The following is a 12,345-nucleotide window of genomic DNA, read 5'->3' as shown; positions in this document are numbered from 1 at the left end:
GGAAAATGAAAGCAGAGTACACTGATAAAATCGAAAAGCTATTGGGTAAACTGGCCAATTCATCACAAACACCGGTGGACTTTGACGGCCTATTAAATACAGGATTGCAGAACCTGATGAACATTGAGCGCCTATACAAAAACGGTGACATTGTAAAGAAGCGGGAAATAATTGGTTCGATATACCCCGAAAATTTGACGATTGACGGATTTGGAGTTCGAACCGCTCGATTGAATGAGGCCGTTTCGCTGATATACAGTCTGGGCGCGGGCTCTAGGGGACAAAAAAATAGGACAAGAGGAAGAAAATCCGTCTTGTCCTGTCTGGTGACCCCGTCTGGATTCAAACCAGAAACCTTTTGATCCGTAGTCAAATGCTCTATTCAATTGAGCTACGGGGCCGTGTTTTTCGTGAATGGGCGGCAAAAATAGCCCTATTTGATATTCCTCCCAAAAAAATCATCAAAAATTGCTGATAAAATTTTCCTTTTACCCTGAATTTCAGGCATTAGGCCATTACATTACTTAACTTGCCCTGGCATATCAAATGCGTAATCACCTAAAAGCTCCTTGTTATGAAAATTCAATGCTGGTCAATCGGTAAAAACCACGAGTCCTATGTAAAAGAAGGGATTGAGGACTTTACCCGCCGGTTATCGAAATATTTCCCTGTGGAATGGAACCTGATCCCAACGCCAAAAAATGCGGGTATGCTCAGCGAAATGGACCTGAAGAAAAAAGAAGGGGAAACCATTCTGGAATGGCTTAAAAAGGATGATTACCTGGTATTGCTCGATGAACGTGGGCATTCGTTCTCCTCGCCGCAACTGGCCGATTTTTTACAAGCCAGGGCCAATGACAGCGTTAAAACCCTCATTTTTTTGATTGGCGGCGTGTATGGCGTTGATGAACCGGTATTTAAAAGAGCCAACACTACCTGGTCAATTTCAAAACTCGTTTTCCCGCATCAGCTGGTGCGTTTGATCCTGGCCGAACAGTTATACCGGGCATGCACCATTCTCCGGAATGAAAAATATCACCATAGCTAAAGGCTGACTTTATTTCAAAACATCAAAATAGTAAACCCGCTCCCGCTTAGCCGATCCCCCAAAAACACCCAACCCGTTTTCAATATTACCGGTAGGGGATACCAGTTGGGTGGTAGGCACCGAGCCAAAATCTGTTTTATACTTCTCGTACAGCTTAAGGTAATCGTACAATTCTTTGCTTACAGATTTTAATTGCAATCGAACGCGGCCTTTTTGTTTGGGATCAACAAAAAACTGTTTGTCTATGTATAAGGTAGTGTTATAATATTCTCCATTGATGAAGGGATCAAGGTAAAAAATTCGTCTGAACGGATTGGTGAGCTTGTCGATCTTTGCATTTTCCGACTGGCCGTCTTCGGTAAACAGATCCAGGCGGGTATACTTGTTCAAACTAACCGTATCGGTTAGTATCTTAAGGCCAGGTGTATTTTTTACTGTCTGATAAAACTCTTTGCCCGATTGCGTGTCATAACTGTAGCGTTTACCCTGGTAAATAAAGAAGTGATTGTTCTTTACCAGTTCTTTCACGGATTCAATTATGTAAAACTCATCATAGTCCAGCGAGTCTTTCCAGGTTATATTTACCCCTAACACATCTTTATCATTAAACTGGGTACTGAAAGTATCTACCCCGGTTAAATGCGGAAAAGCGGGGATGTAAGTGGTTGCACTCACAGAGCCCAGGGTAGGGTGTTTGATGTCTATCCGGTAGCTGGCATTGGCTTTAAACCGTTTTTTATTGGTAAATACCGACGTGGGATTGTTGATGTATTGTTGCGAGTAATTGGGTTGTAATACCCAACTGGCGGTGTTGTTTTCAGTAATGGTAACCGTGGCGTCATTTACTTTTTCGAACCGGATCAGGCTGCCGTTTTCAACTTTAATGGTTTTACCGATGGGAATTTTTACCGTATCAAGTGCGGTGATCTCTGCCAGCACTACCAGCTTACCATCTTCAAACTGATCGCTTGAAAAATTCTTTTTACAGGCGCTGATAAAAAGCACCAGCAAAAAAAGCCAGCTGAAAGAATAATATGGTGTGCTGTTTTTTGTCATGTTTTTAAAAAGACACGGTATACGAAATATAGGGCGTTATCTTAAAGAACTGGTACTTGGTAGTTACCACCAATGACCGTTTTCCCAGGGTCCCTTCCAGGTCATACACATACTGGCTGGGGGAACCGTAGATATTATATACGCCTACTGTTAATCGTGATTGTAAAGGACCACCGCCTAATCTATGGTAATTGCTGGCCGACACATCTAACCGGTGATAGGGCAGCGTACGGTACATTCTGGCGTTGGATGAATGATAGATCAGCCGGTACTCCCTGGGCGCCAGCGGATCGCTGATCTGCTGTGCATCGTCGAAGTCGGGATATACCTGGTTGGGCAAGGTGTACACGTCGCCTGTCGCAAACGTCCAGAAGGCAGAGGCGCTCCAATGCTTGTTATATTTGAAAGTAGCAGCCGCATTGATCTCGTGCCGGCGATCGTATTTAAATGGAAATTTCGCCCCGTTGTTCAGGTCCGCAAACTTCCGCCAGTTCCACGACAACGTATAACTCAGGTGTAAATACCATTTTTCAGTAATGTGCTCCGCTTTTGTTTCCAGTCCATACGCCCAGCCCTTACCCAGTTTTACGCTTTGTCCCCAGTCGGCCGTATTTAAAAACAGGTTCTGTCCCTCTGCATAATTCGTCACATGGGTCATTTGCTTATAATAAACATCTGCATAAAAGGAAATGTTTTTGTTGTTGCGATGGCTATAACCCAGGTTGAACATATCGCTTTCTTCGGGGTTCAATTCTCCTGTGCTGGGAACCCAGGCGTCGCTGTTGATACCCATGTATGGATTGGTTACCATATGCAGGTATTGGGTCATATGATTATAGGAAGCTTCGAGTTGGTTATGGGATGAAAATTTATATGCGGCATACATCCGGGGTTGCCAGCTGGTGTATTTAAAATCATTATGCTCGTAAAAAGAAAGGCGTACACCCGGCCGCAGAAAGATCTTTTTATTGATCCTGAATTCGTTTTCATAATACAACGCCAGCTCGCGGAATGACAGCGGGGGAAAGGCATTGAAATCGCCCGGCCTGTCAGTAAAATCAGGCGATACATTGGTGTCGAACGGATGGATGCGGGTATACGAATACTTGCCGCCTACATTTATTTTTATATTGTTGGTAGGGGATATTTCCAGTGCTGTACGTGCGGTGTATTGTTTAATACTGGAGTAAGTATTGTAAACACGGTTCTGCATCAACCGGCCGGAACTGTCGTATAAATTATAACGGAAGCCCGCCAGGTTATCGTAGTTACTGATGTTGAAAGAAGAATTGATAAATGCGCGTGCACTAAGCAGCCGGTTCCAGTTCAGCGTAGCCGCTTTATTGCCCCATCGTTGCTGGTTATTGGCATAGTTCTGATGCAATTGCAGGGCATCGTGCCCGGCATAGGCATTTATCATGATCTTGTCTTTCTTGCCTATCCATTGGGTGAACTTCACATGCAGATCATAAAAGTCGACATCGATGCCTGATTTAAGCGCGCGCAAGATTGGATTGATCCAGCTTTGGCGAAAGGACACCATGATCGATGAGCGGTCTTTTTTTATGGGGCCTTCTACTGTAAACGAACCAGCCAGTAACCCGGCATTGGCTTCCCCTTGCCATTTCTGCATATTGCCATCCTTCGTCATTACATCAATTACTGATGACAGACCACCGCCGTACCGGGCCGGAAAATTCTTTTTGTACAGGTACATCGATTTCAACGATGTTTTATTCACTATTGACAGCGTACCCAGTAAATGCGTGGGGTTAAAGATGGGATTGCCATCCAGCAGAAAAATGTTTTGATCGGGGCTGCCGCCGCGTACCAGCATGCCATAGGTGATCTCAGGGATGTTCTTTACCCCCGGATCTAAATAAAAAGACCGCAGCACATCCGATTCGCCCAGAATAATGTCGTAGCCGGCAGCTTCCTTGGAAGCCTTGTTTTCTTCTACCTGGGCCGCCGGTGGCGTAGTGGTCACCGTTACTTCCCTGAAATCGGTTTTGGGCGTCATAAACACATCCATGCGGGTATTCCCTTTCAGGTTCACCTCAATGCGATGGGTTTCGTAACCGGCATAGGAGAGGTACAATTCATTTTTTCCCTCAGGAAGCTTTATAGTAAAGTAACCGTGGTTATTGGAATAGCTGCCTCGTTGCTGCGCCGGTTGCCAGATGGTAGCATCGGCCAGGGGCTCGCCACTGACATCTTCTTTTATAATACCGTAAACAGAATACCAGGAAATAAAAAAGTCGGCTGGTAAAGGAACGGTGGCTGGAGTAATAATGACTTTGTTGTTTTTTTCTACCAGGTTTATCTTTTGGCTTTCCAACACCTGGTGCAGCACCTCGCCAATGGTTTCGGGCGAACCGGTGAGGGTAATAACCTTGCCGGTGTCTAAAAAGTTGGCCGAATATTCAATGATGGTTGGACTGTGCTGGTTAATATCATCCAGAAAACTGCGGATGGAACCTGTGTAAAAGGTTGGCGTATAGGGACGCGAAAATAAATTAACCCTTTGAGCCTGGGTTAATTGCATGCTAATCAAGAGAACCAGAAATATGCAATACAGTTTATTCATGCTATAACTCAAGCTATAGCCTGCTATCCCCTGGTTTTAATATGTCCAGTATCCACAAAGAACTAACTTAATTTCGATAAAATACCGTTTTACCGTTTTCTTTTTTTACCTGTAAACCAGTGATAAGCTTGAGTTCTTCCAGTACCTGCTCCAGTGGCTGGTTGTTAAAATGAACGGTTACCGGAATGGTATGGGCATTTGCCTGTATACCGGGATCCAGTTCTACAGTAATGCCATAATAGTGAGAAATATCCTGCAGCACCTGGGGGAGTGCGGTGTTATTAAAATTCAATTGACCTGTTTCCCAGGCAATAAAATTGGAATCGGCCACCTGGTCCTGGTAAAAGTGATCCTGTTTTAAAACAACCCGTTGGCCTTTGGTAAGAATAACCTTGTTATTGTTTTCTTTTTTGTCGGCCACATTTACTTTACCGGTTACTACCACTACTTCATCCGCAGCGTTGGTGTTGTGAACCAGGAAGGAGGTGCCCAGCACCTTTACTTCAGAATGATCGGTTATTACTAAAAAAGGTTGATGTTCATTGTGTTGAACCGAAAAGAAGGCTTCTCCGGTCAATGCTACACGGCGTTCTGCTGCATCAAATTGTTTCGGATATTTTAGGGTGCTGCCCTTGCGAACCACTACCACCGAATGATCGGGCAGGGTAAGGGTTTCGTTTTGGGCCAGGGCGGTAAATGACTGCCATTGCGTGTGGCGATGCCACCAAAAACCAGCTGTAGCCGTACAGGCCAGTACTAAAATGGCGGCTGCTGCTTTTGCTGTGGGAGTATATAATATTGAAATGATAGCGTGTAAAGGCTTTCTGTCTCTGGCGGTCAGGAGGGCGATCTGATCATCCAGTTTTACCCAGGCAACCTCTGTATTGAACGAAGGTTCAGCCAGTAAGGGGCCGCTTTTTTGCCAGATAATTGCCATGTCATCATATTCCTGTTGGCAGGCAGCATCGGATTGCAGCCATTGCTGAAGCTCATCGGCTTCCTGTGGTGTTGCCAGTCCTTGCAGTTGTTTGGCAATAAGGGCTATTATATATTCTTTTTGGTTCATTCCGTTCGTGGTACTGTTGTAAAAACATTAAATTATTACTTACCCCTACACTATGACGTCAAAAACAAAAAAATTATGCAAAGAATTATGGGTAATCCCTGTTTTTGCCGAATGTAGGACCGTAAGATCTTTAATGCCTTACCCATTTGATTTTCAACCGTTTTTATGGAAATTCCCAGTGATTCGCTGATTTGTTTATAGGTGAGATTGCTTACCCGGCTTAATACAAATACTTCCCGGCATTTGGGCGGCAGGTTTTCGAGCGCCTTTTTTAAAAGTGTATCGTAGTCGGCTTCTTTAGCGGGGGGCGACGGGCGTTCGTTGGAAGTGGGATCCACGATCTCCTGGCTGCTGAAATCGCCCAGCACGGTTTTCTGCTTTTTTTCGAGAAAGCTCAGGCAATTGTTACGAATGGCTGTATATAAATACCAGGTGAGTTCTTCGGAACCTATGAGGTTTTGCTTTTTTTCCCAAACCCGCAAAAAAGTTTCCTGAACGATATCCTCACAACTGTGCGATTCTTTTACAATGGTAAAAGCATACTTGCAAAGGGGCTCGTAGTATTTATAGAAAATCTCCTGGAATATCCGGTATGGTTGTTCAGGTTCCTGCATGGGCGTACGGGAATCATTTACATTAAATGTAATAAAAAGAATAATGGTAATGGTTCTGGTATTGATACAGGTCTGGTTCTGGTCTGGTCTGATCCAGGTTGTTGACACAATATACAAGTTACCTGCCAATGTGCAATAAAGGAGAAACATTAGATCGGTGTTACCGAATAAAAGACGCCAGCCGTTTATGAACGTTAAATAACATATATGTACAGGTTACCCGAGGGTAGCGGCAATTTTTACCAATTTATTTTGGCTGTATGCTTTAATATTCGATATTCGTTCTGTTAGTACCATTAAAGCAAAGGGGATTTTAATAACTGCAAATAAATTTCAGCCCCGGGTTGCGCAGGGCAGGGGGCAAGTATTGAGGAATGAAACATAATTTTCAGGGTAAGTCTCTTTTACTGGAGTTTAAGAGAGGTAATACACATGCATTCAGGGTCGTGTATGATATGTTTTTTCCAAGTCTTTGTTTCTTTGCAAAACGATTGGTTGACAATGATGGAGAAGGAGAGGACATTGCTGCTGACAGCTTCGTGAAATTGATGAACCGGCACGATTCCTTCAATACGCTGTCAAACATAAAAGCGTTTTTGTACATCACTACCCGTAATGCCTGTTTGAATTACATGCGCTATTCGCAACGACAACACACCTCTAAAAGAGAACTGAACAGAATTCAGGAAAAAACCGACGAACATGCACTGAGCCATATGGTGCATGCAGAAGTGCTGCGCGAAGTGGAGTTTGAAATTGAACAACTGCCAAATCGCTGTAAAGAGATTTTTAAGCTGATCTACTACGAACGCAGGTCAGCTGACGAGATAGCAGAACTAATGGGAATTTCGATCAATACCGTTTGGGTGCAACGGGCCAAAGCCATTCAACTGATCCGCACCAACCTGTTAAAAAAAGGAATGCTTTCTGTACTGTTGGGTTTTCTGGTAATAACAGATAACACGCTGAAAATGTAGCATTCATACAGCTATAAGCTGCCTACTTCACTAAAGATCAGGAGACCTGCCATTGCTTAATGACGGACAATATTTCCACGTTGTATAAAGGAACAACATGGAAATAGTGTTTAAATATGTATATCAGCTATTGCATTATGGATACCGAATTGAATACATCAGGCATGGAGGAAGTAGAATATTTAGCAGCATTGCTGCTGAAACAGTTAAGGCATGAAATAACGGAAGCTGAGTTACAGTACCTTGAAAACTGGAAGGCCAGTCATCCTTCGCACGCGCTGGTAAGTGAACAGGTAAATGATAGCGAACAATTGCTGAACGACCTGTTGGCCATGAAACAGGTTGATATGGAAGGAAGGTGGCAGCAGATCAGTGCACAAATTAACCCGGTAAAAAAGTTGGTTCCTTTATATCGCCGCTGGTACAGCTATGCGGCGGCCGCATTGGTATTAATTATTGCAGGCGCCATCAGCTGGCCTTACCTGGCGCCCAAAAAATCACCCAAACCGGTAATTGAAAATAAAGAATACACCTCCGCAGATTTTAATATTCCACCCGGAGGCAGCCGGGCTATGCTCACCCTGTCGAATGGATCGGTCATCAACCTGGAAAATGCAGCCAATGGTGCGGTAGCAAAGGAAGGAAATGAAAATGTAGTGAAGTTAAAAGACGGGGAACTGAAGTATGAATATAGCACCGGCGCTGCAACGTCCGCAGAAATGGTAAATACATTAAGTACGCCCCGCGGTGGACAATATAGTCTGGTATTGCCCGATGGCAGTAAGGCCTGGTTAAATGCGGCCTCCTCCATAAAATACCCGACTCATTTTTCAGGGAAGGAAAGAAGGGTAGCCATTACCGGTGAAGTGTATTTTGAGGTGGCCAAGTTGCCAGGTACAGAAGGACGACAGGAACCCTTCATTGTAGATGTGTTGCCGCCAACCGGTCAGGGCGTTGGCGCTGAAGTAGAAGTGCTGGGCACCCAGTTTAACATTATGGCCTATAACGATGAGCGCGCCATTACAACAACCCTTGTAAATGGAAAAGTAAAAGTGTCTGTTCCGGCATCAACACCGGGTAATAACTCATTCAAACTCTTGACTGCGGGCCAGCAGGCGCAAATACTACAACCCATAAAAGGAGTAGTAACAAGCGACCTCATAAAAGTGGTGAAGGTGGAAGACCTGGATGATGCACTGGCCTGGAAGAATGGGTTTATCTCATTAAACAATTCCGGGATCAAAGATATTATGCGTACGCTTTCCCGCTGGTACAATATAGAAGTAAATTACCCGGGTAAAGTACCGGATTATAAATTCTCCGGTTCCATATCCCGCTCAGAAAATCTCTCCACCGTAATAAAAACACTCGAATACAACGGTGTTCACTTCAAACTCCAGAATAATGTAATCAGTGTGCTGCCTTGATCGCCGTCCGCGTGCCGCCATTTAAAAAAACACATGCGCCGGTAATGTGCATACTGCATTTACCGGATGATGATGTTCGAAAAGGAGCGGGTGGCCATGCAGACCCTCACAAATCAATTGGTTAACTTGTCAACATGTTAACTTGTCAACTTGTTAACTCCTTCAACCCTTTCAACTTTGAACTTTGAACTTTCAACTTGTATTCCTGGTCAACTGGTTAACTAGTCAACTTGTTAACTTGTCAACTCTCTCAACTTTCAACCGAAAACTTACTACGTTCCCGGGCAGTAATGTTGTAATACTTCTTAAACGCCTTTGAAAAAGCACTTAAATTCGTATAACCTACTTCTTCAGCTACCTGCGATACCGAGTATTTTTTACCCGATAATAAATGCCAGGCTTTTTCCATTCGTACATCACGTAAGTAATCGGCCGGACTGCTTTGATACAATTGTTGAAACCCCGTCTTTAATTTATAATCGTTCAGGCCTGTAAGCAGGGTAAGTTCCTTAAGGGTCCAGTCGTGTTTAAGATCTTCCTGCATTCTTCTTTTGGCAAGGTATATAGCCTGCGCTTCGGGCATGGAAAGGGTTACCGGTTCCCATAGGGGCAGTTCTGAAATGTTTTCGAGACAGGCGATCAATACAGCCAATGACCCGGCGTGCAGGGACGCCTCCGAGCGTTTTCCCGCCTGCGTTAACTGGTATACCTGTGCCAGCAGTGAACGATTGGCTACCTGGTTCACCGGCGTTAGCATAGCAGGTTGCTGGTGAATAACTTTTTTCTGAAAATCATTCATAAGAACTAAAGGTGGTAACATTTGAGACAAAACATATACGGGATAGTGAATGTCGATTGAAACATATACCCCGGCATGTTGAAAATGGATCCGGTGATTTTGAAAAGGAAAGTACAACAGGTTATACCCCTGCTCATAAAATACCAGGTTGCCCAGCCCTTCCATATGGTATTGAATATGATTGACGAGATGGAAACGTAATTTCAGCAAAGGTTCAAATTCCAGCATGGTGAACGTGCAGGCACGGTTCATGAGGAAGTGTTGTAACCTGATAACAATACCCTCGCTCTGTAACTGTTGAAACAGCACATGGCCAAAGTCGCCCGATGTTGTAACAGAGGTGGCCCCGGGGATCAGGTAATTGGCCAGTACATCAGGAAGCTGATCAGTAAAGGCCAGCTCTTTATAATTATCTGCGATCAGTTTTATTTGCATACCTACCAATGATTTAATGGTCCATTTTTCACGCAATGAGTCATTATGCAACGCCAGATTGACAATAGCATATAGCCCAAACAGGTGTGGGTTATGTATATGAGAGCAGTCTACAGTAAATGATTACCATCAAGTGAAACACCTATTGTCAAACGTTAGCAAATGGTCCGTTATGCAGTGCGTTCATCAGGCCCCTTATGCGGGAGTATTGTAGGTATGCTTATATGCACGTTAGATAAAGCAGCTGCACCGACTAAAGATAAGGGAATTTCTTCCCAATCATTTACGAAATCCGGATTTAAAAAAGAAGTTTAACCTAACGGTAGCTTTTAAACGGAGTACAACAAAAAGCAGTCAGTAAATTTGGTTTCGCTTGATCTCCCCACAACCACCTTTATCCGTTACCCCGGTTTTTTTTGAAAAAAGTCATCCTGTCTTGCCGATATAATTTTACAGATCCTTGAAACCTGCTTCTGTTATTTCTTCTCCTGCGGGAAGTGAACCGGTATTTTGGGTAATACCGTTGAATGATAAGGAACGGAACAGGCTGGCCGCAAAAATGGGCGGCTGTTATATAAGCCCTTAAACCAGCTGGTCACTGATACCGATCAGCTGGCAAATGTATACCAATATACGCGTTCGGTGTTGTAGTAGCGTTTGTTCGTATTATATAAATTTATTATTCTCAATGGTCCTGGCCTTTTAATTAAAGTAGAGGGATTTTTTAAGCCTATATTACAAAGAATAAAAATGTTTGGGTAAAGTATTACCCGATTTGGGGTGTCATGGCCTAAATGGGGAGAACGTATTGCCTTTTGTTTAACTGTTTATGAAAAAAATTGACCCAAAACTGTATGAATTACATTCAAAAAAACGGAACGCTGTTTGACAGTAAAAACGGCAATATTGTATTGCCCGGAGCAGCTAACCAACCCCAACGAAAGTTAGCCAATCAGTTGCCATGCAATTCTTCTGTTGTTGGATCATCAAATTTTAAAAGTAAATTCTAAAATACCTGATTATGGCGCGCTCAAAACCCCATACTACTCGCTCGAACCGGCAGGATGTAGCTGCGGTTGTGCCAGCAAATGGCAAACACGTTCCACCCAAAAAGAAACCCAAAATAATTGAAACAGAAAAAGAAGTAAACCCGCGTGAGTTAAGCGATGTGCTCGATCACCGCGAGTTGTTACATGTGCTTACGCAGGTAAAGAATGGGAATTTCAGTGTACGGATGCCCATTGACCAGGTGGGGCTGAGCGGCAAGATCTGCGACACGCTCAATGAAATTATTTCCCTCAACGAAAAAATGATGATGGAGTTTACCCGTGGTGGTAATACCATTGGTAAACAGGGTAAGCTGAACCAGCGCATCGAGTTGCCAAACGCCCGCGGGGCCTGGCGTACCGGTGTTGAGTCGCTGAATATCCTCATTTCTGACCTGGTGCATCCTACCATTGAAATAGCCGATGTAATCAGCTCGGTGGCAAAAGGAAACCTTAGTAAGGAAATGCCGCTCGAAATTGGCGGGCACATACTGCAGGGGGAATTTGCCACCATTGCCAAGGAAGTGAACGACATGGTGAAACAGCTGAACCTGTTCTCCATGGAGGTTACCCGCGTGGCGCGTGAAGTAGGTAGTGAAGGTAAACTGGGCGGACAGGCGAAAGTAAAAGGCGTAGGCGGAGTATGGAAAGACCTGACCGATTCCGTAAACCAGATGGCGAGTAACCTTACCGGCCAGGTGCGTAACATTGCCGAGGTAACCACCGCCGTGGCAAAAGGCGACCTGTCGAAAAAAATTACGGTGGACGTAAAAGGGGAGATCCTCGAATTGAAAAATACCATCAATACGATGGTAGACCAGCTGAACTCCTTCTCTTCAGAGGTAACGCGGGTGGCCCTGGAGGTGGGTACCGAAGGTAAACTGGGTGGACAGGCGCAGGTGAAGGGGGTTGCCGGTACCTGGAAGGATCTGACCGACTCCGTGAACGGGATGGCCAGTAACCTTACCGGCCAGGTGCGTAACATTGCCGAGGTAACTACTGCCGTGGCGAAAGGTGACCTGAGCCGTAAGATCACGGTGGATGTAAAAGGAGAAATTCTTGAATTAAAAAATACGATCAATACGATGGTTGACCAGTTGAACTCTTTCTCTGCCGAGGTAACGCGTGTGGCGCGTGAGGTAGGTAGTGAAGGTAAACTGGGCGGCCAGGCAAAAGTAAAAGGGGTAGGTGGGGTATGGAAAGACCTTACCGACTCCGTGAACGGGATGGCCAGTAACCTTACCGCCCAGGTGCTTAACATAGCAGAGGTAACAACTGCGGTGGACAAGG

The 12,345-nt window shown here is 44.5% G+C and carries 10 protein-coding genes and 1 tRNA gene; 5 read left to right on the top strand and 6 right to left on the bottom strand.

What is annotated here, in order from left to right; translation table 11 throughout:
* Positions 1 to 362: hypothetical protein (locus ACJ751_RS11720; protein ID WP_407745682.1), on the top strand; the 362-nt coding region annotated here is incomplete at its 5' end.
* Here ACJ751_RS11720 and ACJ751_RS11715 read toward each other — a convergent pair.
* Positions 325 to 401, bottom strand: a tRNA-Arg gene (locus tag ACJ751_RS11715). The two genes, ACJ751_RS11720 and ACJ751_RS11715, sit on opposite strands and share 38 nt — an antisense overlap.
* A gap of 173 nt (positions 402 to 574) precedes the next feature.
* Here ACJ751_RS11715 and ACJ751_RS11710 point away from each other — a divergent pair.
* Positions 575 to 1,048, top strand: coding sequence for a 23S rRNA (pseudouridine(1915)-N(3))-methyltransferase RlmH (locus tag ACJ751_RS11710; RefSeq protein WP_407745681.1), 474 nt, complete (start codon positions 575 to 577; stop codon positions 1,046 to 1,048).
* Positions 1,049 to 1,057: 9 nt separating this feature from the next.
* Here ACJ751_RS11710 and ACJ751_RS11705 read toward each other — a convergent pair whose 3' ends face one another.
* The 4 genes from ACJ751_RS11705 to ACJ751_RS11690 all read right to left on the bottom strand — a co-directional run bounded on the left by ACJ751_RS11705 (position 1,058) and on the right by ACJ751_RS11690 (position 6,479).
* Positions 1,058 to 2,104, bottom strand: coding sequence for a DUF4249 domain-containing protein (locus tag ACJ751_RS11705; protein ID WP_407745680.1), 1,047 nt, complete (start codon positions 2,102 to 2,104; stop codon positions 1,058 to 1,060).
* Between the two features lie 4 nt (positions 2,105 to 2,108).
* Positions 2,109 to 4,649: a carboxypeptidase-like regulatory domain-containing protein gene (locus ACJ751_RS11700; protein WP_407745679.1), complete on the bottom strand. Its 2,541-nt coding sequence runs from the start codon at positions 4,647 to 4,649 to the stop codon at positions 2,109 to 2,111.
* A gap of 109 nt (positions 4,650 to 4,758) precedes the next feature.
* On the bottom strand, positions 4,759 to 5,757 hold the full coding sequence (locus ACJ751_RS11695) for a FecR domain-containing protein (RefSeq protein ID WP_407745678.1): 999 nt from the start codon (positions 5,755 to 5,757) through the stop codon (positions 4,759 to 4,761).
* Positions 5,758 to 5,807: 50 nt separating this feature from the next.
* The gene (locus tag ACJ751_RS11690) at positions 5,808 to 6,479 is read right to left on the bottom strand and encodes an RNA polymerase sigma-70 factor (RefSeq protein WP_407745677.1); all 672 of its coding nucleotides are present in this window, start codon (positions 6,477 to 6,479) and stop codon (positions 5,808 to 5,810) included.
* Positions 6,480 to 6,745: 266 nt separating this feature from the next.
* Between ACJ751_RS11690 and ACJ751_RS11685 the strand changes: the two genes are divergently transcribed.
* Positions 6,746 to 7,348, top strand: coding sequence for an RNA polymerase sigma-70 factor (locus ACJ751_RS11685; protein WP_407745676.1), 603 nt, complete (start codon positions 6,746 to 6,748; stop codon positions 7,346 to 7,348).
* Between the two features lie 116 nt (positions 7,349 to 7,464).
* Entirely contained in the window at positions 7,465 to 8,775 is a 1,311-nt protein-coding gene (locus tag ACJ751_RS11680) for a FecR family protein (protein WP_407745675.1), read from the top strand.
* A gap of 250 nt (positions 8,776 to 9,025) precedes the next feature.
* On the opposite strand, the gene ACJ751_RS11675 is transcribed toward ACJ751_RS11680, so the two are convergent.
* Positions 9,026 to 10,009, bottom strand: coding sequence for a helix-turn-helix transcriptional regulator (locus tag ACJ751_RS11675; protein ID WP_407745674.1), 984 nt, complete (start codon positions 10,007 to 10,009; stop codon positions 9,026 to 9,028).
* Positions 10,010 to 11,030: 1,021 nt separating this feature from the next.
* Between ACJ751_RS11675 and ACJ751_RS11670 the strand changes: the two genes are divergently transcribed.
* The coding region (locus ACJ751_RS11670; protein WP_407745673.1) for a HAMP domain-containing protein at positions 11,031 to 12,345 on the top strand (1,315 nt) is incomplete at its 3' end.

It is taken from the genome of Niastella sp. (genome assembly GCF_045805085.1).
GTDB lineage: Bacteria > Bacteroidota > Bacteroidia > Chitinophagales > Chitinophagaceae > Niastella.
The sequence above is the reverse complement of the archived record's forward strand: the minus strand, read 5'-3'. Positions and strand labels throughout refer to the sequence as shown.